Consider the following 24,534-nt stretch of genomic DNA (forward strand, 5'->3'; position numbering starts at 1 on the left):
TAGTCGATGGCAATCGCAGGCGTGACGATCGTGGGGCTGGCATTAGCAAGTTGGCTGGTGCTGGTGGTAGTTTTGGGGCAATTTTGGCGGGCAGACCAGCGGCTAGAGGCAATCGTGTCGCCAACCTATCCGTCAGTGTGTGCGGTGGTGCCCGCGCGCAATGAAGCAGTCTTGCTGCCGACAACGCTGCGATCGCTGCTGTCCCAGGACTATGCCGGTTCGTTCCGTATTGTTTTGGTGGACGACCAGAGTACGGACGGCACGGGCACGATCGCGCAACAAACTGCCGAACAACTTCACTTTACGGAGCGGCTGGACGCGATTGCGTCGCAGCCCTTGCCCGCTGGGTGGACGGGTAAACTATGGGCGATGGAGCAGGGGCGGCGCTTTGTAGCCGAGCGCTATCCGGAGACCGAGTGGCTGTTGCTGACCGACGCGGACATTCAACACGATCCGCTCAATCTGCAGCAGTTAGTGGCTAAGGCAGTGGGCGATCGCCGCGATTTGGTCTCGCTGATGGTGCTGTTGCGCAGCGAGACGGCGTGGGAACGCTGGCTGATTCCGGCATTCGTGTACTTCTTCATGCAGCTCTATCCGTTTCGTTGGGCGAACGACCCGCAACGATCGCTGGCCGCGGCAGCCGGCGGCTGCATTTTGATCCGGTGCGCGGCACTAGAGGAAATCGGTGGGTTTGCGGCGGTGCGGACGGCGCTGATCGACGATTGCGCGCTAGCGGCAGCCGTGAAAGGCCGCGGCCGTCGGATTTGGTTGGGGCTTACGCAGCACACGATGAGCTTGCGGTCATATCCCTCGCTGGCGAGTATTTGGGATATGGTGGCACGCACGGCATACGCACAGTTGCGTTACTCCCCGCTACTGCTGGTCCTGACGGTGTTGGGCATGACATTGGTATATTTAGTGCCGCCGTTGGGGACGCTGTGGGGGGTCGCCCGCGGGGAATGGTTGGTGGCTGCACTGAGCGCGATCGCGTGGTTGCTGATGGCAGCCACGTACCTACCGACCCTGAAATTTTACGAGCGATCGCGGCTTTGGAGTTTGGGATTGCCCGCGATCGCCGCGCTTTATACGGCAATGACCGTGGATTCGGCGTGGCGGCATTGGCGCGGTCGAGGCGGACGTTGGAAAGGGCGTGCCTACGCCCAAGTGCCCTGACGGCAGGCGATCGGTGCGTTAGCATTCCGGCGATCGCGCCCTTAGAACTGCTGCTTCACCGGACTCGCAATGCAAGCCCACTGATGAGTGGACAATACCGCCAACGATCCGGCAAGATTACCCGCTTGGTTGATTCTAGACCGCGAGTCTAGTTCGTGGTGTCGGCGGGCGCGATCGAAGTCATGCGAACGCTCAAGCCGTTATCTGCTATGACGGCGGTGCATGTAACAGCGTCCGTCTTCGATCCCGCCCATACGATGGCAGCGCCTTCATTGTGCACTCGCATCGTCAGCTCGATCGCTCGGCCCTCAGTAATTCTGGGGAGAGAAGCCAAGCAATCAACCAAACGATCCATCGTATTGACGTTGTCATCAAAGACCAACAGGACGTGCGTATCATCCGCCCGCATCAAGTGCCTAGCTCCTGGTCTGGCATCACGACCCTTAAAAAGGAATTAGCAAAGTGAGATCGCGGCCGAGGCAACAGAGACGAGTGCAACCAGTTGAAGGAATATCATGCATATTGCTCCTGTAGCTCCCAAATTTCATTGGCTTGAACTACCTGCAAGCCCGCCGTCTGGAGCAGACTCGAGGATCGATTTTACACGAGTGAAACTCGATTGGTGAAAGCTGGGCGAACTACTCTCTAGCAGCGAAGAAAGAAGGTTTGCTCGCCGCCGGGAGACTTCTCGGGCATTGACTGCAATCCTTGCGCAGTTGGTGCAAGCGTTCGTTTGATGTGTTTCCTGACGTGCATGCAATAACGCCAGCATCCCCAAATGAAACTGGTGATACTCTGCAGACCAAAGTTGTGTTTGGGTCACGGTGCGCGCATCAGATGTCAAGCAGACTGAATTCTCGACCGTACTCCAAGTAGGTGGGGCATAACTAGAAGGTGATGCGACGGGCGATCGTGTCCGTCAGCTTATCCAAGACCTCCGAAACGGGCAGCGATCCGAGTTCGCCATGGGCACGCGTGCGGATGCTCAAATTGTTCGACTCCACTTCTTGCGCACCGACCACTGCCATCACGGGAATCTTTTCCTTCTCTGCGTTGCGAATCGACTTGCCCAAGCGCTCGCCGCTGGTATCCGCCTCGGCACGGATGCCGCGCGATCGCATCTGAATTGCAACCTGCTGCGCGTATTCCAAATGCGCGTCGCTGACCGGCAGCAACCGCACTTGCACGGGCGCGAGCCAGAGCGGGAAATCCCCGGCATATTCCTCAATGAGGATGCCGATCAGGCGCTCTAAGGATCCAAACGGCGCGCGGTGAATCATCACCGGACGCTGGCGCGAGCCATCTTCTGCCACGTAAGTTAAATCGAAGCGCTCTGGCAGGTTGTAATCGACCTGCACCGTCCCGAGCTGCCACTCGCGCTCCAGGGCATCGCGGAAGATGAAGTCTAGTTTTGGACCGTAAAAGGCAGCTTCGCCGATGCCCTCGAAATGTTCCATACCCATATGCTGGACAGCGCGGCGAATGGCATTCTCGGCCTTATTCCAGGCCTCTTCGGAGCCGATATATTTGTCGGAGTCCGGATCGCGGAAGCTCAAGCGCGCGCGGAAGTCCTTCAGCTGCAAACTCGTCAGCACCGACAGGATCAAGTCCACGACATTGAGAAACTCCGCGTCGAGCTGCTCCGGCGTCACGAATAAGTGCGAGTCGTCTACGGTGAAGCCGCGCACTCGCGTTAATCCGCCGAGTTCGCCCGACTGTTCGTATCGATACACCGTCCCGAACTCCGCTAACCGCAGCGGCAGATTCCGGTAAGACCGCAGCTCGTTCTTGTAAATCTGGATGTGGAACGGACAGTTCATCGGCTTGAGCACGAAGCCCAACTCCTCGGCAGCCGCTTCAGCCGACTCCGCCATCATCGGGAACATGTCTTCTTTGTACTTCTGCCAGTGTCCCGATGTTTTAAAGAGATCCACGCGCGCGATGTGTGGCGAAATCACCGGCAAGTAACCGCGCGCGACTTGCTCTTGCTTGAGGAAATCTTGCAGAAGGTCGCGCAAGATCGTGCCCTTCGGCGTCCACAGCGGCAGTCCCGGTCCGACCGGATCGGCAAACAGAAACAGTCCGAGTTCTTTCCCGAGCTTGCGATGGTCGCGACGTTGGGCTTCTTCCTTGCGGCGCTTGTATTCGGCTAACTGCTTGGGCGTTTCCCATGCCGTGCCGTAAATGCGTTGGAGCTGCTGCTTATTTTCGTCGCCGCGCCAGTACGCCCCGGCTACAGATTCGAGCGCGATCGCCTTGGGATTCAAATCAGCCGTTGATTCCAAGTGCGGTCCAGCACAGAGATCCCACCACTCGTCGCCGAGGTGATAAATCGAGATCGGATCGGTTTTGATATCTGCCAGAATCTCGAGCTTGTAGGGTTCCTGAATCTCGCGAATGCGGCGCTCGGCTTCTTCGCGGCTGACGACCTCGCGCACGACGGGCAACTTTTTCTTGACGATCTTGACCATCTCCTTTTGGATGGCCTTCAGATCCTTGTCTGCAAAAGATTCCGGGCTATCGAAGTCGTAATAGAAACCGGCTTCTGTCCACGGTCCGATCGTGACCTGCGCCTTGGGGAACAATCGCTGTACGGCCATTGCCAACACGTGCGATGCAGTATGGCGGATGCGCTTGAGCTGTTCGGACTCGCTCGTGCGGGGCAGGTGGATAGGTTCTGGAGACTGTTCGGCGCGCTCGGCACTCTGCTCGGCACTCTGCATGGCTTGCCCTGTCTGTCTGAGCTCGTTCGGATTCGGAAAATGCTTTGAAAGGGCGTTCGCGGTGATTCAGTGCATCCAAAAAAGTAATGCGAGGGCAGCGCAAACGCGATTTATTCTACCTTAGCAATCGCCCCCGAACCGATTCGAACGGGCAAACTGAGAAAAACAAACGCATACAGCTTTTCTGCGCCAGGACCGAATTCAGGCTTTAGCGAACTGGATTGCTGGAACCTAGCTCTTTGTTCACAGCCAGTCCAGATCGAGCCTCGCCGATCGCGAAAATCGTGCCGTGATTCCGAGTATGAGTTTGCCCTAGCGAACTGAGCCACTGAGTCTCATACAGGAGTCGCTCGTTAGTAAGAGGTCCGCTGCGAGCCGGGGAGCGATAATAATAAATGAATATAAAATTTGCAGATGCCTCCCAATACGCCCTAATAAGTGCGTCGTTTAAACATGCAGCCATCACCTCACTCAGACGACCATCGCGCGGTGCTCAAGGCAGTTTTGGGACCCCTCCTCGCAGACTTTCAGTATTGGTTTTCCCGCTCGCGCGACATGCTTGAAACGCGGGACCTGCCAATGTTGCAACCAGAGGAGCGCGATCGCTTGTTGGAGCGCCTCAAGCAAGCACAGCTGGAAGTAACGGCGGCGGAAGGGCTGTTTCGCGCGACCGACGGTGCGGTGGGGATCGACATGAACGCAGTGGCACCGTGGCACCAGCTCGTCACCGAATGCTGGCGAGTGTCGGCACTGAGCCGCCAATCGACGGGGATAACCGAGGCAGATCGAACGGACGAGTCTGCTGAAGCATGACCCCGTATCTTATTGGGAAATTGGCTCACCTCCCGCCAGATGTAACGTGAGGCAGCAGGAACAAGATGCTGTTTCCCATTGCACCCTAGCGAGCCTTACCATGTGTATGAGGATTTACAAAATATTTTGGGAGTTCGGGGAAATCACTCGGGCACCATCCAGCTTTCTGCGGCAGCTAGAGAACCTTGACCTGTAGCTCCTCACTTCCATTATCCTTGACAGTCATCGCGGCGCATCAGCGATCCGCCTTTAGAACCCGAAAGCGACTATGCTACACCTTCTTTACATCCTTGCATTTTCGATTATTGCTTTCCTTGCGGTCAGCAATCTCATCCGCAGCATGGTTAGTGTCAATAGCGAGCCCCAGATTTCAACTGCCCGCCGGCGCCCGCCTACCCCTGAACCCATTCACCCGGAGCTGCTGGACGAGCGGGGTCGCCCGATCGACGAGCCGCTACTCGTGATGCGATCGGTCAGTGTCGAGGATGCACGCGAGAAACTCGACGCGTTGTATGAGAACTCGCCTGGAGTTTCCCGCGACGATGACGACACCGATCGCGCGACCGCTCACTAGTTCTAGCTGTTCTCGACTCAATTTGACATTGCAATTTTTTAGAGCTCTGCAGGTTCGGCTTGATAACAAGCGAGAACTGCAGAGCTTAATATTCATGCGCTATCTGACCCTTCTTAAAGCGCTTTCTTAAACCTGTAAGGCTTGGCAAGCTGGGGGTGCTCGCATCCTCCCATCCACCGGAAAGGGGTCCGAGCCCTTCGCGGCATCGAACCCCTCTTAAACGAGTATTCCTAGCGATCGGGATGACTGGATTCGAACCAGCGACCCCTTCGTCCCGAACGAAGTGCGCTACCAAACTGCGCTACATCCCGCTTTGAACCTAACCAGGATAGCACGCATCCTCGACAATGCTGTTAGTCCCTGGTTGATAGCATACGGAAAGTCCAAACTCATCACCACAGATTGCGATAATCGATCGCCAAAATAGAAACGTGACAGTAAAACCAGACTGGCTGCGAGTTAAAGCTCCTCAGCAACAGCGCGTTGGTAGCGTCAAGGCAATCCTGCGCGACCTCGGTCTCAACACCGTGTGCGAAGAAGCCTCTTGCCCCAATATTGGTGAGTGCTTCCACAACGGAACGGCAACGTTTCTGATTATGGGTCCGGCCTGCACGCGCGCCTGTCCTTATTGCGACATCGATTTCGAGAAGCGCCCGCAAGCCCTCGATCCGCTGGAACCGCTGAACCTTGCCGAAGCTGTGTCGCGCCTGGGACTTGCCCACGTCGTGATCACGTCGGTCAATCGCGACGATTTGCACGATGGTGGAGCGGCTCAGTTTGTTCGCAGTATTGACGCAATTCGCAAAGTCTCGCCGCAGACGACAATCGAATTGTTAATCCCCGACCTCTGCGGGAACTGGGACGCATTGGCGGCGATTCTGCGCGCCGAGCCAGACGTACTCAACCACAATACCGAGACGGTCTCGCGTCTCTATCGCCGCGTGCGCCCGCAGGGAGATTACCGGCGATCGCTCGACCTGTTGCAAGCCGCGCGCCAGCTTGCACCGTGGGTTTACACCAAGTCCGGGATCATGGTCGGCTGGGACGAAACCGATGCCGAAGTCCGGCAGGTGATGCGCGACCTGCGGGCAGTCGATTGCGATATCCTGACCGTCGGACAATATTTGCAACCGACGCAAAAGCACCTGGGCGTTCGGCAATTCGTAACGCCCGAGCAATTTGCCACTTGGCAAGCTTACGGGGAAGAGATCGGCTTCCTACAGGTCGTATCCTCACCGCTGACGCGGAGTTCTTATCACGCCGAGCAGGTGCGATCGCTGATGGAGCGCTACCCGCGCGCGAAAGCATCGCGATCGCCGAATACGTGAGGCAAGGACATGAGAATCGTCTTTTTTGGGACGCCAGCATTTGCAGTTCCGACGCTGCAGCAGCTGTTGGCGCGATCGGAGTTCGAGGTTGTTGCAGCTGTTACGCAGCCGGACAAACGGCGCGGGCGCGGGAAACAGGTGATGCCGTCACCGGTCAAACAGCTTGCCGAAGAGCAGGGGATTCCCGTGTGGCAGCCGCGCCGCATTAAGAAGGACCAACCGACGCTCGAGCGGTTGCGTCAGGCGGCAGCCGATGCCTTTGTTGTCGTGGCTTACGGGCAGATTCTCTCCCAGGCAATCCTCGATATGCCGCGCTTGGGTTGCGTCAACGTTCACGGCTCGCTGCTACCGAAGTATCGCGGTGCGGCACCGATTCAATGGTGCTTGCACGCCGGCGAGACCGAGACCGGCATTGCGACAATGCTGATGGATGCAGGTATGGATACAGGTGCGGTATTGCTGAAAGCGAGCGTGCCGATCGCCTGGGGGGAAAATGCTTGGCAGTTGGGCGATCGCCTGGCGGATCTCGGGGCGACGCTGCTCGTTGAGACGCTCCTGAAGCTCGAGCGCGGCGACATCGAACCCCTGCCGCAAGATAGCAAATTAGCAACCTACGCGCCGCTCATCCAGAAAGCGGACTACGCCCTTGACTGGTCGCGAACGGCGATCGCGCTCCACAACCAAGTGCGCGCGTTCTATCCCAGCTGCACGGCAACCTACGCCGACAAACCGTTAAAAATACTCCAGACCGTGCCGTTGACCTCTGCCGCGAGCGCGAACGCAAACCTGCTGCCTAACATTGCGGCACTGCAAGCGATCGCATTCCCTGAAGGGGCACCGGGAGAAGTCGTCCATCTGGCAAAGCAACTCGGTCCTGTCGTGCGGACGGGCGGGGGCGTGCTTTTGCTGAGTAAAGTGCAGCCGAGCGGCAAGAAACCGCAATCCGGCTGGGATTTTGTCAACGGCACGCGCGTCCGAGTTGGCGAACGCCTTGGCGGCAGTCTTTAGTAACTCAACCGCCGTAATAAAATCGATGGGGCAGGCGTCAGCGCGCGAGCGGCAATGCTCCCAATGCCTTCAACCCAGAGTTCATAAGAGATTTCTGAATCACAAGACTTCCCTATGGGTAATGCTCGCCAACAAGCTATTTTCCGACGGTTGCGCCCACTCGATCGCGTCGCGCTTCTTACCATTGCCACCCTCGGCAGCGCGATCGTTTTATTGCTGGGCAGCCCGCTCGCCTGCGGTCGGAATTGTTCCTGGCTCAGCCGCCCGCGCGTGCGAGACTTCACCTGGGACGAGGGGCGCATCGGCCGCCAGGATCGGGCATTCATTCTGACTTTCGACCGCCCGATGGATCGCGAGAGCGTTGAAGACGGTCTGAAAATCGTGCCGCCATTACCGGGGAAGTTTAGTTGGTCGGGACGGCGGATGGCTTACACGCTGGCGGCGGCGGCACCCTACGGAACGACCTTCGAGCTAACACTAGACGGAGCCCGCGCCCGGGCAAGTGATGGCATGGGTAATGCCGTGCAAATGTACCGCAGTTCATTTCGGACGCGCGATCGCGCCTTTGCCTATATCGGCGTTCAGGGTGAAGAGCAAGGCCGGCTCGTGCTCTACAACTTGACACGACAAGAAAAGACTATCTTGACGCCGCTCGAACTAGTCGTGACCGATTTTAAGCCTTATCCCGAAGGCGATCGCATCCTGTTTGCTGCAACCTCACGTCGAGATTGGCGGCAGGGCTTATTTCTAGACGTGCAGCTTTACGACGTCACGACCGGTGCAAACCTGCCCGATGCAACAGCAGCTGCCGACAAACTCTCATCGGGAAAAACCGAGTTGGTGCTCGACCACCGCACCCATCGCATCCTGCAGTTCGACCTCGGACCGGACGGCGAAACGGTGGTGGTAAGGCGAGCAAACCGCAAGGATCCAGCCGACTTCGGGTTGTGGGTCCTGAGCGACAAGCAGCTGCGACCGCTGAACAATCCCCAGGGTGGAGATTTTACGATCGCCCCCGACGGACAGACGCTGGCCATGGCCCAAGGAGAAGGTATCGCATTGCTGCCGTTGGATCCGGACGGACAGACGCTGGATTTCCTGCCGGCATACGGACTGGTGCTGGATTTTGCGCCCGACGGGACGGCTGCGGCTATGGTGAACTTCAACACCGATGCGCCCGAGCTGAAATACGTGCGCTCGCTGCATCTAGTAACCAACCAGGGAACGCAACAGAAACTTCTGGAAACTGATGGCACGATCCGCTCCTGCCAATTCGCTCCGACAGTTGAGGACTTGTATTGCTTGCTGACGCGCTTGGAAACCGACGAGACTCAGAATTTAGTGGAGATTCCATACCTGTTGGCAATCGACTTAGCAACAGCTGAGCGAGTGCCGCTCCTGGGGTGGCCGGGACCGCAGCCGAATATTCACTTCGACCTCGCACCGGATGGCCTGGGGTTGCTGTTCGATCAGATCGAAACAGTTGCCCAACCCCTCAGCCCCGATGCCCCACGCGCCGACTCGGGTGAAGCGATCGCCGGCAGCCGCTTGTGGTTGCTGTTGCCATCAACTGTATCGGATACCGACGCACCCGAATTTGAGGAACTTCCCCTCTTGGGCTACCGCCCGCAGTGGTTGCCGTAGACTTACTGCTGCGTCAAGCAAGACCTCAGGAGTTGTTGCCCTCTAGCCTGGATTATTCACGAAGATTTTGAAGTAGCCTCAAACCCTTGCTCTGACTAGGCTCCAATCTACGTGTATAGAAACGCACTGTCATTGAGCGAAAAAGTCTGCAAGCCTTGAACGGCTATAGGTTTAGGGTCTCCGCATAAGAGTTCATGAATAATCCAGGCTAGACCCCTATCAGAACGGGCGCTCGGAGTTAGCCTAGTTTGAGAGCTTGACACAGCATTCGGATAAGACCTCTCACCCCGCTTCAGTTAGGTAAGGGGGAGCAAAAAAGTCGCTCTGTTCTTCCTGTGTTTTCAGAATAATTTACGAGCTCGCTCAAACGAAGATCTGTCGTTACTTTTTAGTACTAGCCAAATTTGATTTTGCCATCAAGATAATGCCGATCCCGATGTTGACGTGCCGGTATTGCGATCGCGGGCAATTATGCCGGCCCGGCATCAAGCATTTAGGATTTCAGTTAGGGGAATCTGACTGCGCTGGCGTGCGAGTTCGGCACTCCGGCGCTGAGCGTTGTAGAACTCTTGGTAGTAGTACTGAGAGCGATCGGCATCGGCGACGGGATCGAGCTGCTGCCATTGCTCCAGGCAATAGCGCTTGCGTTTCTCGCAAGTAACTTGCTCGAGAGCGGCAATCGCGGCACGGACGGATACGCTGGCGCGGTCGAGGTCGCGAGCTTTCGCTTCATCTAGCTGTAACAAGGAGGCTGTTGGTGCGAGAGCACGATCGCTGGCCAGACGGTCTTGCAAACGGGCAAGCAAGCGGTTACCGAAGTCGCTGCAGAGAGTTGGGTCGGCGGTTTCGAGGTCGCAGATGTGCTGCCACAGGGTACGATGCGGCGCGAGAGAGAAGAACAGCTCCTCGCGCTCGAGGCGACCGGCAATATCCGTGCGGCGATCGGGACAGTGCAGATAAATTGCCAATAGCAACGCTTCGGCACGGGCGAGTAGCTCGCCAGTGCTAGCGGCCTCGGGTGCCGTCGCAGAGCCGACAGGACGGCCGTTGCGGCGCGGGAGGCGCTCGATTTGAGCGAGTAGGCTCTTACTGTAAAGGTCGATTGTGCGGGCATCGCCTTGGCTGAGGCGATCGGCACAGGTGCGGAGATAGTGGGCCCGCTGGGTGGCGTCGTCGAGGCGGGCGAGAAGTTGCACCATGCCTTTTGCAACTTGCTGGTATTGGTCGGCATGCTTGAGGTCGCGATTGTCAACCAAACAGTCGATCTGCCAGTCCAACCACAGCGGCGCAGAGTCTAATAAATCGCGATATTGCTGGGCCGGGTTGCGTCGCGTCGCGTCGGATCGAACGCGCAAGAATTCATCTGCGTCTTTCCCATCGGGAAGATTTAACACGCGTAGTTGTACGTGCCCCGAGTAAACCAATGCTTCCACGTCGGTAATCGCCCGCTGAGTGGCTTTGATCCCGGCTGCGTCAGCATCGAAGTTGAGTACAACCTGCTTGGATTCGGTGAAGCGCAGCACTTGGCGCAGCTGCCGGTCCGTGAAAGCGGTGCCCAGGGCAGCAACGGTGTTAGCGATCCCGGCAGCGTGAAGGGCGATCGCGTCGAAGTAACCCTCCACGACGATCGCGCAGTCCTGTTTGGCAATCGCACTGCGGGCCTTGTCGAGAGCGAAGAGCGTGTTGCTTTTATCGAAGAGGGGTGTTTCGGGAGAGTTGAGGTATTTCGGCTCGTCGTCGGGAGTAAGTGCGCGGGACCCGAAGCCGATGGTGCGGCCTTGAGCATCGGCAATCGGAATGGCAATGCGGTTGCGGAAGCGATCGATATAGCCGCTGCCGGATTTGCGCGGCTGGATCAGTCCGACTTGCTCGACAAGGGCTTCTGGGTAGCGTTTGTGCTCGACCAGGTAGCGATGCAGCGTGTCCCAGCCGGCCGGCGCGTACCCGAGTTGGAACGTCTGGAGCGTGGAGTCGCTTAAACCGCGCCGTTCGATGAGATAGTCTCGAGCGGCGCGACCTTGCGGTTGATGAAGGGCGTGTTGGTAGAAGTTGGCGGCGACGGCGAGGATTTCATGCAGTTGCTCGCGCAGGGTAAGCTGGCGCTGAAGTTCGCGGTGGCGCTCGGGCTCGAGGGTTTTGATCGGGACGCTATAGCGCTTGGCCAGGTCGAGGACAACATCGGCGAAGGATTGCTGTCCGGTTTCCATCAGAAACTTGAATACGTTACCCCCCGCACCGCACCCGAAGCAGTAGTAAAGCTGTTTGCTCGGGCTCACGCTAAAGCTCGGGGTTTTCTCGTCGTGGAACGGGCACAACCCCAGGTAGTCGCGCCCGCGCTTGCGGAGCGCAACGCGATCGCTGATGACATCGACGATGTCGGACTGCTCGCGGACGGCTTCAATGGTGTCGGGGTGCAAGCGCGGGATCTCGGCAGCCATAGCGTCTCTCGATCGCGACAGGCACTTATTCTAGCGTCAACTTGCCCGAACGCGATCGCCCACTAAGCCTAGCAACATTTGCAGAGGTCGCCTGCAGCGGTCGCCTCTAGGAGCAGCTATAGAAATCCATTCCCTGCGAGCATACCAGGGGCACCGTTGACGATAAATTACACTGCGATGGCTAGGAAAAAGAACCCCACCCGGGATTCCTTTAATCGCAAAAACTCTATTTTGGCCTAGCACTTCTAATTGTGGCTGCCCCAGTGTCAAGTACAGGTAAGGAATCAGACTGATACCTTCTATCACGAGCAGATGTTAGTTGTCACACTAAATCTAAGAATAAAAGTACTCTGAGACTCTTTTCGTATTTCGTAGGAAATTTCTGTGTCCCCAGACACATCTCTGCCCTCAACAGTCGCAGCCATAGGGCCAGTACTATTAACCATGCGACGTTTGAAGGGCGACTGGCGCTGCGAATACGGCTTATCAGGTGCTACAATTTGTGATTAGTCTAAATTGTTGCTGTACGTACGATTCTGCCTGCACCAAAATTTATGATCAAGTTGCGCCTGAAACGACTGGGAAAGAAGCGAGAGACTTACTATCGCATCGTGGCGATAGACAGCCGTACGCGCCGCGACGGCCGGCCGATTGAGGAACTGGGCATTTATAACCCTCGTACGGGCGAGACGCGCCTAAACGTTCCGGCCATTGTCAAGCGACTTCGGGACGGAGCCGAGCCAACCGAGACAGTTGGCAGCATCCTGAAGAAAGCCCAAGTGTCCAAGGCATCTCCGATACCCGAGTCAGTTTGATGCCCGATCCGACCCCATCAATCAAACCTGTAGCCACAAAACCCGATTACGCCAACCTGCTGAGGTTTTTGATCTTGCCGCTCCTCGACACGCCCGACGCACTGCGCGTCGATTGTGAGGCTTACGGTCAAAGCCAGCGAGTTTGGGTCAGGGTCGCCTTCGAGCAGTCCGAAAAGGGACGCGTTTTCGGTCGCGGCGGGCGCAACATCCAGGCAATTCGTTCGGTGCTCGGTGCGGCCGCGCGCGCGGCGAATCAGTCCGTACATCTCGATATCTACGGTTCCGGGGGCGATCGCTCTTACGGCAACGGGGATGGTGGCGGTCGACGCGGCGGCGGTCGCGGACGGCGTCCCCGGCGACCCACAGTCGGGTCCTAACGTCCTAGCTAGATCGCGGTTGCGGGCAATCGCGTCCTTCTGGGCAGTTACGCAGCACAACGGCGCAGATCTTGCATGGCAGAGGCGTCAGAAACAATCGAACTCCCGAGCAGCGACAGCGCGATCGCGCTGTCCGGTCCGCGCGAAGAGAACTTGCGGGCATTGGCAGAACGCACGGGCGCGAAGCTAGTGATGCGCGGTCAGGAGCTGTCGATCTCCGGCCTGCCGCAGCACGTGGAACGCTGCGCCCAACTCGTGCGCTCGCTGGAGCCCTATTGGTGTGAAGGCAAGGCCATTACTGGCGTCGAACTGAAGACGGCGCTGCAAGCCCAAGCGACCGGACGCATGGACGACTGGCGCGAGTTGCAGCAAGACGTACTGATGCGCACCCGACGGAGCGATCCGATTCGGGCAAAGACATTTCACCAGCGGCAGTACGTGCGGGCTATTCAGTCCCACGACATCACGTTTTGTATTGGACCGGCCGGCACGGGCAAAACATACCTCGCTGCTGTACTGGCAGTAAAAGCGCTGCTGGCCGGCGAGTGCGAGCGGTTGATCTTGACGCGGCCGGCTGTGGAAGCGGGCGAGAAGTTGGGCTTTTTGCCCGGCGACCTGCAGCAGAAGGTCAATCCGTTTCTGCGGCCGCTGTACGACGCGCTTTACGAGCTGATCGAGAGCGATCGCATTCCGGATCTAATGGCTCGAGGCACGATCGAAGTTGCGCCGCTGGGTTACATGCGCGGGCGCACGTTAAGCAATGCTTTTGTCATTGTGGACGAGGCGCAAAACACCACGCCGGCCCAAATCAAGATGGTCCTGACGCGCTTGGGCTTCGGTTCCCGTATGGTCGTCACAGGGGACGTGACGCAAACAGACTTACCAACCCATCAAGAATCTGGCTTAGCCGTAGCGCTAAAGATTCTAAAATCTGTGGATGGGATCGCCGTCTGTCGGCTGACACAGGCAGATGTGATTCGGCATCCCCTCGTACAGCGCATCGTGGCCGCATACGAACGCCACGAGCAACGTTAGATCGGTGTTATGGCTTGCTCGGACGCTAGCAAGATGGCAGCGTTCGATGTCGCTAAGCTAGAAGTTGGCAACGACGGGCAGTCGCCCCGTCGACGATCTGTATTTATCGGGCATGCTGGAGAGCGAGTTGTGGCGTTGCGAGTAGGATTGTTGGGTTTGGGAACGGTTGGCAGCGGAACGGCGGCGATATTGCTCGACCCGAGCCAACGCCACCCGCTCGTCCGGGAGCTAGTCATCGCGCGCGCGGGCGTGCGATCGCTGGAGAAGCAGCGCTCCATCTCCCTCCCGGCGGAGCTGCTGACCACCGATCTCGATGCGATTGTCTCGGACCCGAATGTCGATATTGTCGTGGAGGTTTTGGGCGGGCTCGAACCAGCGCGATCGCTCATCCTCAAGGCGATTGCCCACGGCAAACACGTGGTGACCGCCAATAAGGCGGCGATCGCGCGGTATGGCGATGAAATCTTTGCCGCCGCCCGGGCGGCAGGCGTCTACGTGGCGATCGAAGCAGCTGTGGGCGGCGGGATTCCCACGATCCAACCGCTGAAGCACGCCCTGAGCGTCAATCGGATTCGGCGGGTGCTGGGAATCGTCAACGGCACGACGAATTACATCCTCACGCGCATGGCAACGGAAGGAGCGGACTTTGCCGAAGTGCTCGCGGACGCTCAGCGTTTGGGCTACGCAGAAGCAGACCCCACTGCCGATGTGGATGGGTTGGATGCGGCGGACAAAATCGCCATTCTGGCCGCGATCGCCTTCAGCGATCGGGTGAAGCTAGACGATATTCACTGCGAGGGAATCCGGCAGATCGGAGCGACGGACATCGGCTACGCCGAGCGGTTGGGATTCGCGATCAAATTGCTGGCGATCGCGCAGCGGGAAGCAGGCAATACTAACGACGACGCGTTGCAGGTGCGAGTCCACCCGACGTTGGTGCCGCGGGAACACCCGCTCGCTAGCATCAACGGTGTCAACAATGCAATTTTCATCGAAGGCGACCCGATCGGCGAGGTGATGCTGTTCGGTCCGGGTGCGGGTGCGGGTCCGACTGCCAGTGCGGTCGTTGCGGACTTAGTGAGTTTGGTGGCGTTGATGAAGACGCAACCCCAGGGAACCGACTTACACGGTCTGATGAGCTATATGCGACAGGCCGATTGCCGGATCGTGCCGATAACGGAGCTAGTCACGCGGTTTTATGCCCGCATCGACTGCATCGATCGCCCGGGGGTCATCGGATATTTGGGCACGACCTTTGGCAAACACGATGTGAGCTTAGAGTCGATCGTGCAGACGGACCGCCGGGAGGGTTTGGCCGAGATCGTCGTGGTCACGCACGACGTGCGCGAAGGCAACTTCCGCGACGCGCTCGCGGAGCTGGCGTCGGGGGCAATCGAGCAGATTGCGATTCCGAGCGTATTGCGAGTGCTTTGAATCGATCGCTTTAAGTCGGATGCATTGAATAGTTTGCTTTGAATCGGGTAGTGAGGTGCTGCAAGCCGAGTGATTCGGTTTAACAGGAGACCCTGGCGGCGGCCGCTCCTCGGTAAGGTTAATTTTTCAGGGAAAATCCTGCGGTCGAGCAAATTATCGTGCGATCCTGACAGGGTGCATACGTGCCGGAGTTACTGATGGAATGGAATCCCACAGACGTCGAAGATAAGCTGCACCTGCAGTTCAAATCTGAGGAAATGTTGCGACTGGCGCTGACGGACCTTTCCTACGCCGAACAGGCGAACGAACCGGAAACGAACAACATTCGCCTCGAGTATCTGGGACGGTCGGTGCTGGAGTTGGCGATCGCGGATTATCTCTACCGATTTTGTCCGTACCTGGAAACGGGGAAATGCGCGCGATTGGTGGAAAAGCTGGCGGGGAGCGATCGGCTGACGAGCTTGTGGTTCCATCTGGACCTAGGCAATACCTACCCGTTTCTGGCTGCCTCGGAGTCGCGGCCGCTGTTGCGCAAGCAGGCGCAAAACCCGTTTGAGAAAACCCTTCGAGCCGTGGTAGGGGCCATTCATCGCGATCGCGGCTACGTGCAAGCGCGCAATTGGCTGCAGAAACACCTCATTGCGCCGTTACTAGAGAAACACCTCAAGAAGATTACCGAGCGCAAAGAGCCGGAGAAACAATTGCGGTGGCTGGGAGATCTGTTGCTGCCGGCAATTCTGGATGACCACTTGTTTGAGATGCTGCCAGAGGTCGATGTGGACCTGTTGTGCGCGCTGCGCCGGGCGCTAACGACAAACGCGTTTCAGACCACCTGGGCGCAGCATTTAACGGATGCCGATCGCGAGCGATTGCTGAATCCGCGGGGCACGAAGCCGGTACAAATGCTGCTGGCACAAGCGTTTTTGGATTACTCGTCCGAGAACGAGAAACTAGCGTTTCGGCAAGCGCGGGACTGGTTTGTAGAGCGCTTCCTCGATAAGGAAGCAATTTTGCGAGAGGCGATCGTGCGGCTACAGGCACGTGGAGTGCCGCAGAAGTGGCTCGTCCACAACGTTCTCGGCTACTCCAGCAAGGACTACCACGACGGCCGCGATCGTCTCCAGGAAATTCTCACGGGTAAATCGGCGAAGCAGAACGCGGAAGAGAAGCAAGGCGAAGAAGAGTAAGCAACAGCAATACCCTAGCCACAATACCCGAGCCACCGACGTGCCCGGCCGAGCGAGCTGCACGTTAAACGCGACTCGGCCGAGAGGCGATCGCGCGTCAGTCGGCGTCAGGTTCGTAAGTCGATGCGACGAAGAGTTCCCCGAGCTGCTTTTCGTCTACCGCATTTGGCGCTTCGGTGAGCAAGCAGGCCGCCTGCTGCGTCTTCGGGAAGGCAATCACGTCGCGGATGGATTCCTCGCCCGCAATCAACATGGCAAGGCGGTCCAAGCCGTAGGCAATGCCGCCGTGGGGCGGCGTGCCGTACTCGAACGCGTCGAGCAAGAACCCGAATTTGGCGTAGGCTTCTTCCTGCGCTAGCCCGATTGCCTCAAATACTCGCTCTTGAATCTCTCGCTGATAAATCCGCAAGCTGCCGCCGCCAATTTCGACGCCGTTTAACACCAAGTCGAAAGCGCGAGCGCGGGCAGTCTTCAAATCGTCGAGATCGTCGGGATTCGGCGCGGTGAAGGGGTGGTGCAGCGCTTCGAGACGCTTTTCGTCAGCATTCCATTCGAACATCGGAAAATCCGTGACCCACAGCAGGTTGAGTTGCTCCGGGTCGATGAGTCCTAACTCTGCGCCGACAACTTGACGCAGGCGATCGAGCGACTTGTTAACGATCGTCGACTCGCCGGCCCCAAACAGCAGCAGATGTCCCGGTTCGGCACCCGTCCGCGCTAAGAGCTCTTGCTTTTGTTCGTCGGTGAGATTGTCTTCGATCGCGCCGATGGTGTCGATGTTGCCGCCGTCGCGAACGCGGATAAAAGCGATGCCCTTGGCACCGGCAGTCGTTGCCTCTTTGAACAGATCGCCACCCGGTTTGATGCGAACGTTGGAAATCGCGTCGTTCCCGCCCGGAATCGGCAGCACCTTCACCAAGCCGCCGCTCTTCACCGCGCCGGAAAACACCTTAAACCCCGAGTCCTTGACGATGTCCGAGACGTCAACTAGCTCCAGCCCGAAGCGCGTGTCCGGTCGATCGCAACCGTAGCGCGCCATGGCGTCGGCATAGGTCAGGCGCGGGAACGGCTGCGGCAACTCGACCCCTTTGACCGTACGGAAAATGTGGCAGATCAACGCTTCGCTCAGGGTCAGAATTCCCTCTTGGGACATGAAACTCATTTCCATGTCCAATTGCGTGAACTCCGGCTGGCGATCGGCGCGCAGGTCTTCATCGCGGAAGCAGCGAGCAATTTGGTAATAGCGATCGAAGCCCGCCACCATCAGCAGCTGTTTGAACAACTGTGGCGATTGCGGCAGCGCGAACCATTCTCCAGGATTCACGCGCGATGGCACCAAATAGTCGCGCGCGCCTTCGGGGGTCGATCGCGTCAGTATTGGTGTTTCGACCTCGACGAACTGATGCTCGTCTTCTAGATAGCGGCGAATGGCTTTGACGATCGCATGACGCAAGCGGAGATTGCGATTGAGGCGATCGCGTCGCAAATCCAAGTAGCGATACTTCAGGCGCAGGTTTTCGCGGACGGTCTCGGTTTCCGTCGTCGATATCGGAAACGGCAGCTGCTTGCCAACGCCATTCAGCACCTCGATGCGATCGGCGTAAATCTCCACCTCGCCGGTTGGCAGCTTCGGATTGAGCGACTCGTCCGGACGGCGGCTAACGCGCCCTGTCACCCGTACGACGTATTCCCCGCGCACTGCCTCGGCTTGCACGTACGAGTCCGGCGTGCGCTCGGGATCGCTGACGACTTGCACTACCCCTGCGCGATCGCGCAAATCCAGGAACACCACGCCGCCGTGGTCGCGACGGCGATCGACCCACCCGCACAGGGTCGCTGTCGTACCGACGTGCTTGGCGCGCACGTCGCCACAATAATGCGTCCGCATCGACTCGCCCATCGTTATCAGTCGCCCACCCTATCTCAAAGGACTCGACCATTATGCGGTATTTCCCGGTCCCCGGACGGGGGCAACCGCGCGGGCCCAGCTAGCAGCCCGCGCCCGTGGTGACACATAACCGCGAACGCCAGCAGTTGCCCCGATACTCGTCGATAGGCTCCCGACAATTGCCAAATTGTTACAAGTTCCGCTAGAGGGATACGGGAACGGCTGCTCCCTGTTAAGCTTTGTTAAGAAATTACATTCGATGAGGACTTTAAAATATGCCTTACGTAGAAGAAGACGGCGGTCGCTTAAATAATTACGCCATCACTCCTAAAATCTACAGGGCCGACCCGCCGACGGCCAGCCAGAAGCGCAACTACATCATCTTGGGTGCTCTTTCGACAGTTTTGCTGGCGGGTTTAATGTTTGTCGCTGTGGTTGCGTCCAACTCCGTTGCCTAGACTCCAGCTAGAGCCAGTCGCCTCGCGCAGCGCGCGGGGCTATTTTTGGGTTTTATGTAGTTTGGTTCGGGGCCGTACATCACGGGCCGAGGTCCGCCGGGTGAGACAATGAGCGAAGGGTGCGCGAGGTTTTCGAGGCGTTTTTGATGACTAGGCTAGCTCTAGCTTTCGCGATCGCGTTGCTGTACCTGGGTTCGGTCGGCTGCAGCACCGGCGTCAGCGGTTTGCAGGCTTATGTGAACGCGACGAGGGGCTATGAGTTCCGCTATCCGAACGGGTGGGTAGAAGTGACTGTTGATAGCGGCTCGAGCGAGATCGACTTGGTCTTGCGCGATTTTGTTGAACGGACCGAAAATCTCAGCGTCGCGATCGGCGATGTGGCACCGGGCAAGACGTTGGCAGCGCTGGGTTCGCCGTCCGAGGTCGGCTATCGCTTGCTGAAGAACGCGATCGCACCAGCGGGTGCAGACCGTAAAGCCGATCTCGTCGGGGCCGAGTTGGGGAACGTCGGCACTCAAACCTACTATCGACTGGAATACGCGGTCACCTTGCCGAGCGGGCAGCAGCGCCACAATTTGGCTAGCGTGGCGGTCAGCCACGACAAACTATTCACCTTCAACGTGTCCGTTCCGGAACGACGGTGGCAACGCCTTAGTGCCGTGTACGAGGCTATGGTCGATTCGTTCCGCGTGTATTGACGTTCGCTTCCGAGGGATTAGCTATATGGGAGTTCGCGCGAGTGCCCGCCGCATTCCACAATTGGTACTCGCATCGGCATCGCCCGCGCGCCGCCGCCTGTTAGATGCTGCCGGCTTCCGCCCGGAAGTATGCCGCAGCCACTTCGACGAGTCGCAGGTGCAGCTCGACGATCCTGAGGCGCTCGTGTGCGAGCTCGCCACTTGTAAGGCCCGCGTTGTTGCCCAGCAGTTTAGCGATCGCCTCATTCTCGGTTGCGATTCGGTTTTGGTCTTCGAGGGCGAGGTTCACGGGAAGCCACCGACGCCAGCGGCAGCGATCGCTCGCTGGCAGCGCATGCGCGGCCGGTGGGGTACCTTGTTGACCGGTCACGCCGCCATCGACCAACTGCAGGGCGGACGCGAAATCGTCCGCTGCGGCAGCACGCAGGTACACTTCGCCTGGGCGAGCGATCGCGCGATCGCGGATTACGTTACCAGCGGCGAACCGCTTCAGTGCGCTGGCGCATTCGCCCTCGAAGGACGCGGGGGGTTGTTCGTCGAAGCGATTGAAGGCTGCCATACCAACGTCATCGGCTTGAGCTTGCCGCTCCTGCGGGAGTTGCTGCAATCCCTCGGGTACGAACCCAGCGATTTCTGGGCAGATTCTTAAGCAGGGAGAAATCATTCCACACCGCACCCGAACTTCCTCGCAAGGATAAGTGTTGCACTCCCTGCGCCGAACGCATCTACTCGTTCGACGCGTTGGATGGCGCGCTTCCAACAACTCAAACTGCAATTATTTGGGATTGTTGACCCTCTATCCTACGTAGTCTTGGGACCGTCGGGCTGCGATCGCGCGCGGGGATCCCGACGGCAACCACAAGCAATCAAAGCCCCAAAGGAAAATGAGCAATCGCCCTAAAAACAGGGTTGTTGTGTCCTGGCTGGTTACAATAGCGTCTAAACTTTACAAGGTTCAGTTCCTTTCTGTATGAAGGCATGCTGCGCGCGCGTGGACCGCTAATTGCAAACAACCGCCCGGACTGGCGTTCGGTTGCGAGCAGCCCCGAACGGGTACAATCAAACTCACCAACTGACGAGCAGGAGAAGCAGCATGAGAATCATCATCCTCGGCGGAGATGGGTTCTGCGGCTGGCCGACGGCTTTGCATCTGTCCGACCAGGGGCACGACATTGCCATTGTCGATAACTTGTCGCGGCGCAACATCGACAACGAACTCGAAACCGACTCGCTGACGCCGATTCAGCCAATGTCCGTTCGCCTCAAAACCTGGCAGGAAATCTCTGGCAAGACCATCTCGTTCTATCGCCTAAATATTGCACGCGAATACGATCGCTTGCTCGCGTTGTTTCGTACCTACCGTCCCGACGTGGTCGTGCATTTTGCCGAGCAGCGGGCCGCTCCGTACTCGATGAAGTCCAGCACTCACAAACGCTACACCGTCGACAACAACCTCAACGCCACCAACAACACTTTGTGCGCGATCGTCGAGTCGGGTCTGGACGTGCATCTGGTGCACTTGGGCACGATGGGCGTTTATGGTTACGGCACGGCTGGGATGAAGATTCCCGAGGGCTATCTGGACATTCAGGTGGTCACTGACGACGGGCGCACGATCGAGAAGCAGATCCTGCACCCCGCCGATCCGGGCAGCATTTACCACATGACCAAGACCCAGGATCAACTTTTTTTCTATTATTACAACAAGAACGATTGCGTCCGCATCACCGACCTACACCAGGGCGTGGTTTGGGGAACGAATACCCGACAGTCCCAGCGCGACGAACGCCTCATCAATCGGTTTGACTACGACGGCGACTACGGTACGGTTCTCAACCGCTTCTTGATGCAAGCTGCCATCGGTCACCCGCTGACGGTCCACGGCACCGGCGGTCAGACGCGCGCGTTCATCCATATCCAAGACACGGTGCGCTGCATCGAGCTGGCCATCGACAATCCGCCGGCAGCAGGCGATCGCGTCAAAATCCTCAACCAGGTGACCGAGACCCACCGCGTCCGCGATCTAGCGCGGATCGTCTCAAATCTGACAGGAGCGGAGATCCAGCACCTGGAAAACCCACGCAACGAAGCGAAGGAAAACGAACTCTTTGTGGAGAACCAGTGCTTCCTGGACATGGGACTGCAGCCGACCAAACTGGAACGCGGGTTGATGCAAGAGGTCGTTGAGATCGCGAGCAAGTATACCGATCGCTGCGATCGCTCCAAGATCCTGTGCACGTCAAAGTGGCGTCAGGTGCATCCCGAGCAGCTGGCACGCGTCTAGGGGAGGGTCTCGATGGCAACGCGGTAACCGCGCACGGGGGAAGGAAACGCCCGCTGCGCGGTAGGGTTGTGGGCACTAGTCGGCAGGACTCTCATGTTGACGGGGGTACACTCGTTTCCTAGGGGTGGTTGCACCTGGATCGCTACAAACTTTTGCCAGGCATAGAACCCAGTCGCGGGATCTGCAACGCGGTGCCCTGGAGTTGGTATTACACTTCAGCTCAATCGACTTTTACCTTGACGAAATCCTGAAGCCATCGCTCGAAAACCTGCAAGGCGCAGGCAATTCTATCCCTGGAAATGCGCTTTAGCAGCAGGCGGTCGACGAGTGAGCGGGTATCGACATCAGTGGTCTTGTGGGTTGGGTTCTCGACAAACAGGCAGTCACACTGTTTACAGAGAAAGTTTTGTTTGCCCGTGTGAATACAATCTTCCTTGACCGTGTGTCGATCTTGGCAGGTAGGACCCTGAGACATGGAGAGAAGGGGAAGGCTTCAGGGACACCCCAGAAAATTTATCATTACTGCTTGACAATTTATCATTACTGCTTAGGTTCTACCGAAATTTGAAATAATTTGAATGTAGATCGACAAAATCTTTTTAGCCGTTCTCGATCGCAAGGAGTAGGAATTTCTCTACCGCTGAAGCCCCACTCACCTACTGTAGAAAATCGCCATTTTTGACCCCGACCATCGAAGCTAGTTATCTCGATCCCAACCATCCGCGCAGTACCGTTCGGCAATTTTCCTGAAAACCGAATCTCTACGAGGACGCAGCGACTCTGGCAATCTGGTTTGCACCTCGGAAAATAAAAACTCAGGTCGATAGAGTTTGGATCGATACTACTTTGCGTATCGGGATCTCGAAGCCAGGGGGCAAAATCCACTCCAGCATCAGGAAATTCGTGCTTAAACGTGAGAGCGGTCTGGGCAATCTTACAAGCTAAATCTGGCGTATAGGCTTGTTCTGCTGCGTTCATGATTTTCTTTATTTACGCGAGGGTAAATTTAATGCCCCGACAAAATTTGGGATATTCGATCTCGAGCCCCAGCCCGGACGAGCTTGCGACCGGAAAAATGTTCGGTCGACCGCGATCGCCTAGGGAGCAAGCCCTCAACAGCGTCCGACAATAGCTCGGCATGCACCATATCCCACTCGCAGTAGCGATCGCAGCTTGCTGAATACTCTGACTTAAGCGTTGCCGTGCAATGTAGTTGTTGAGATATTATCTCAATTAGGCTATGATGCGGTCAGCGATAATTGAGAATTCGCGAGTTTGATGGGTAAAGTCGCTAAAACCCAGACCTTAGGCGTATAGGAGCGGCAACGGCTTGGGAGCTGGCTCGCTGGCACCTGTCGCCAAGCTATCCCGAGGGATGGTAGCTCTCTCCTCTGTTTGTCGTGTTCTATAGAGGACGACTGAGGGGACTGTTGTTTCCAGAAGCATTGCGCTAAAGGGGGTCTAGCGTCCGGTCCTTGTCAGAGCTCGTGTTGATATTTTGTCTCATTTGCGTAAAGTGAAGCCTGGAGGTTGGCATGGGAGCATACGCTCAAGAACTCAGAGCGACAGCGAAAGCGATGGTCGCTCGAGGCAAAGGCATCATGGCTATGGATGAGAGCAACGGCACCTGCAACAAGCGGTTTGCCGCTCTCGGTATCCCTACTACGGAAGAGTACCGGCAAGTCTACCGTCAGTTGATCCTGACAGCACCCAACTTGTCGAATTACATCAGCGGTCCCATTTTGTACGATGAGACGATCCGTCAGTCAACGACAGATGGAACGCCGTTCGTACAGTTCATCCAGGATGCCGGCATGATTCCCGGAATCAAGGTGGACACTGGCGCTAAAGATATGGCGGGTCATCCGGGTGAAAAAGTCACGGAAGGGCTGGACAACTTACGCGATCGCATCGCCGAATACTATGCGATGGGCGCGCGATTTGCGAAGTGGCGGGCAGTGATTACAATCGACACGGCTGGGGATCTTCCCAGTTGGGGCTGCATTGAGGCAAATGCCCACGGTTTGGCTCGCTATGCCGCACTTTGCCAGGAAGGTGGCTTGGTGCCGATTGTCGAACCGGAAGTTCTGATTGATGGAGACCATACCATCGAACGCTGTCTAGAAGTTACAGACCGCACCTTGGCAGAGGTTTTTGTCCAGCTCCGGAACCAGCGTGTTGAATTCGACCAGATGGTTCTGAAACCGAGTATGGTAATCGCTGGCAAAACTTGCCTGCAGCAAGCAGGCGTGGATGAGGTTGCTGCAGCAACCATTCAATGCTTGCAAAAGAACGTTCCGGCGACGGTGGCGGGAATTGCTTTCCTGTCCGGCGGGCAATCCATCGAGAATTCCTCCGCTCACCTCAACGCCATGAATGTCAAATTTAGGGATCGCTGCCCTTGGCCCGTGACCTTCTCCTATGCCCGCGCGATTCAGCAGCCCGCATTGGATTACTGGCGTGGAGACAGCCGCCGCATTCCGGAGGCGCAGCAGCGCCTGTTGCGACGGGCCGAGTTCAACAGTGCCGCAAGTCTCGGTCAATACAGCAGCAAGATGGAACAAGCCCTGGCTGGTGTCTAACACCGAGCCGTTCGGACGCATCTAGGTCAAACACCCAGTCCCACTTGCAGGGCTGGGTTTCTTGCTAGCAGAATG

Annotated in this window: 21 protein-coding genes and 1 tRNA gene; 16 read left to right on the forward strand and 6 right to left on the reverse strand. The window is 57.5% G+C overall.

Features of this window, described 5'->3' with window-relative positions; all coding sequences use genetic code 11:
• Positions 1 to 6: 6 nt before the first annotated feature.
• Positions 7 to 1,173 (forward strand): glycosyltransferase, encoded by a 1,167-nt coding sequence (locus KR51_RS07355; protein ID WP_022606372.1) that lies wholly within the window; start codon positions 7 to 9, stop codon positions 1,171 to 1,173.
• Between the two features lie 148 nt (positions 1,174 to 1,321).
• Here the strand turns inward: KR51_RS07355 and KR51_RS07360 are convergent, their stop codons facing one another.
• Positions 1,322 to 1,582, reverse strand: coding sequence for an ATP-dependent Clp protease adaptor ClpS (locus KR51_RS07360; protein ID WP_022606373.1), 261 nt, complete (start codon positions 1,580 to 1,582; stop codon positions 1,322 to 1,324).
• A 478-nt stretch (positions 1,583 to 2,060) separates the two neighbouring features.
• Positions 2,061 to 3,896, reverse strand: a complete 1,836-nt coding sequence (gene thrS / locus KR51_RS07365; protein WP_022606374.1) for a threonine--tRNA ligase — start codon at positions 3,894 to 3,896, stop codon at positions 2,061 to 2,063.
• A 489-nt stretch (positions 3,897 to 4,385) separates the two neighbouring features.
• On the opposite strand from thrS, the gene KR51_RS07370 reads away from it, so the two are divergent.
• Positions 4,386 to 4,709: a DUF2605 domain-containing protein gene (locus KR51_RS07370; protein ID WP_332254515.1), complete on the forward strand. Its 324-nt coding sequence runs from the start codon at positions 4,386 to 4,388 to the stop codon at positions 4,707 to 4,709.
• Positions 4,710 to 4,977: 268 nt separating this feature from the next.
• Positions 4,978 to 5,283 carry a DUF2973 domain-containing protein gene (locus KR51_RS07375; protein WP_022606378.1) on the forward strand — a complete coding sequence of 102 codons (306 nt, stop codon included), beginning with the start codon at positions 4,978 to 4,980 and terminating at the stop codon, positions 5,281 to 5,283.
• Between the two features lie 237 nt (positions 5,284 to 5,520).
• Here KR51_RS07375 and KR51_RS07380 read toward each other — a convergent pair.
• Positions 5,521 to 5,594, reverse strand: a tRNA-Pro gene (locus KR51_RS07380).
• A gap of 99 nt (positions 5,595 to 5,693) precedes the next feature.
• On the opposite strand from KR51_RS07380, the gene lipA reads away from it, so the two are divergent.
• The 3 genes from lipA to KR51_RS07395 all read left to right on the forward strand — a co-directional run bounded on the left by lipA (position 5,694) and on the right by KR51_RS07395 (position 9,263).
• Positions 5,694 to 6,611 (forward strand): lipoyl synthase, encoded by a 918-nt coding sequence (gene lipA / locus KR51_RS07385; protein WP_071783240.1) that lies wholly within the window; start codon positions 5,694 to 5,696, stop codon positions 6,609 to 6,611.
• 9 nt (positions 6,612 to 6,620) lie between these two features.
• Positions 6,621 to 7,619 carry a methionyl-tRNA formyltransferase gene (fmt, locus tag KR51_RS07390; RefSeq protein ID WP_022606382.1) on the forward strand — a complete coding sequence of 333 codons (999 nt, stop codon included), beginning with the start codon at positions 6,621 to 6,623 and terminating at the stop codon, positions 7,617 to 7,619.
• 114 nt (positions 7,620 to 7,733) lie between these two features.
• Positions 7,734 to 9,263 (forward strand): hypothetical protein, encoded by a 1,530-nt coding sequence (locus KR51_RS07395; protein ID WP_022606383.1) that lies wholly within the window; start codon positions 7,734 to 7,736, stop codon positions 9,261 to 9,263.
• Positions 9,264 to 9,748: 485 nt separating this feature from the next.
• Here KR51_RS07395 and dnaG read toward each other — a convergent pair whose 3' ends face one another.
• Positions 9,749 to 11,701: a DNA primase gene (gene dnaG / locus KR51_RS07400; RefSeq protein WP_022606385.1), complete on the reverse strand. Its 1,953-nt coding sequence runs from the start codon at positions 11,699 to 11,701 to the stop codon at positions 9,749 to 9,751.
• A gap of 554 nt (positions 11,702 to 12,255) precedes the next feature.
• On the opposite strand from dnaG, the gene rpsP reads away from it, so the two are divergent.
• The 5 genes from rpsP (at position 12,256) to KR51_RS07425 (ending at position 16,549) form a co-directional block, all read left to right on the forward strand.
• A complete protein-coding gene (gene rpsP / locus KR51_RS07405; RefSeq protein ID WP_022606387.1) occupies positions 12,256 to 12,516 on the forward strand; it encodes a 30S ribosomal protein S16 in 261 nt (86 codons plus the stop codon).
• A complete protein-coding gene (locus tag KR51_RS07410; RefSeq protein WP_022606389.1) occupies positions 12,516 to 12,893 on the forward strand; it encodes a KH domain-containing protein in 378 nt (125 codons plus the stop codon). Before rpsP ends, KR51_RS07410 begins: the two co-directional genes overlap by 1 nt.
• A gap of 75 nt (positions 12,894 to 12,968) precedes the next feature.
• Positions 12,969 to 13,928: a PhoH family protein gene (locus KR51_RS07415; RefSeq protein ID WP_022606391.1), complete on the forward strand. Its 960-nt coding sequence runs from the start codon at positions 12,969 to 12,971 to the stop codon at positions 13,926 to 13,928.
• Positions 13,929 to 14,057: 129 nt separating this feature from the next.
• A complete protein-coding gene (locus tag KR51_RS07420; protein ID WP_040655546.1) occupies positions 14,058 to 15,362 on the forward strand; it encodes a homoserine dehydrogenase in 1,305 nt (434 codons plus the stop codon).
• 197 nt (positions 15,363 to 15,559) lie between these two features.
• Positions 15,560 to 16,549 (forward strand): ribonuclease III domain-containing protein, encoded by a 990-nt coding sequence (locus tag KR51_RS07425; protein WP_022606396.1) that lies wholly within the window; start codon positions 15,560 to 15,562, stop codon positions 16,547 to 16,549.
• Positions 16,550 to 16,646: 97 nt separating this feature from the next.
• Here KR51_RS07425 and aspS read toward each other — a convergent pair whose 3' ends face one another.
• Positions 16,647 to 18,437: an aspartate--tRNA ligase gene (gene aspS / locus KR51_RS07430; protein ID WP_040655547.1), complete on the reverse strand. Its 1,791-nt coding sequence runs from the start codon at positions 18,435 to 18,437 to the stop codon at positions 16,647 to 16,649.
• 275 nt (positions 18,438 to 18,712) lie between these two features.
• Between aspS and psb34 the strand changes: the two genes are divergently transcribed.
• The 4 genes from psb34 (at position 18,713) to KR51_RS07450 (ending at position 21,877) form a co-directional block, all read left to right on the forward strand.
• Positions 18,713 to 18,895 (forward strand): photosystem II assembly protein Psb34, encoded by a 183-nt coding sequence (psb34, locus tag KR51_RS07435; protein WP_022606398.1) that lies wholly within the window; start codon positions 18,713 to 18,715, stop codon positions 18,893 to 18,895.
• 146 nt (positions 18,896 to 19,041) lie between these two features.
• Entirely contained in the window at positions 19,042 to 19,593 is a 552-nt protein-coding gene (gene psbP, locus KR51_RS07440) for a photosystem II reaction center PsbP (protein WP_022606400.1), read from the forward strand.
• 25 nt (positions 19,594 to 19,618) lie between these two features.
• Positions 19,619 to 20,242: a Maf family protein gene (locus tag KR51_RS07445; protein WP_022606402.1), complete on the forward strand. Its 624-nt coding sequence runs from the start codon at positions 19,619 to 19,621 to the stop codon at positions 20,240 to 20,242.
• Between the two features lie 444 nt (positions 20,243 to 20,686).
• Positions 20,687 to 21,877 carry an NAD-dependent epimerase/dehydratase family protein gene (locus tag KR51_RS07450; RefSeq protein ID WP_022606403.1) on the forward strand — a complete coding sequence of 397 codons (1,191 nt, stop codon included), beginning with the start codon at positions 20,687 to 20,689 and terminating at the stop codon, positions 21,875 to 21,877.
• A gap of 540 nt (positions 21,878 to 22,417) precedes the next feature.
• On the opposite strand, the gene KR51_RS19400 is transcribed toward KR51_RS07450, so the two are convergent.
• On the reverse strand, positions 22,418 to 22,855 hold the full coding sequence (locus tag KR51_RS19400; RefSeq protein ID WP_022606407.1) for a hypothetical protein: 438 nt from the start codon (positions 22,853 to 22,855) through the stop codon (positions 22,418 to 22,420).
• 557 nt (positions 22,856 to 23,412) lie between these two features.
• On the opposite strand from KR51_RS19400, the gene KR51_RS07460 reads away from it, so the two are divergent.
• Entirely contained in the window at positions 23,413 to 24,459 is a 1,047-nt protein-coding gene (locus KR51_RS07460) for a class I fructose-bisphosphate aldolase (RefSeq protein WP_022606409.1), read from the forward strand.
• The last annotated feature ends 75 nt before the right edge of the window (positions 24,460 to 24,534 follow it).

This window comes from Rubidibacter lacunae KORDI 51-2 (assembly GCF_000473895.1).
GTDB lineage: Bacteria > Cyanobacteriota > Cyanobacteriia > Cyanobacteriales > Rubidibacteraceae > Rubidibacter > Rubidibacter lacunae.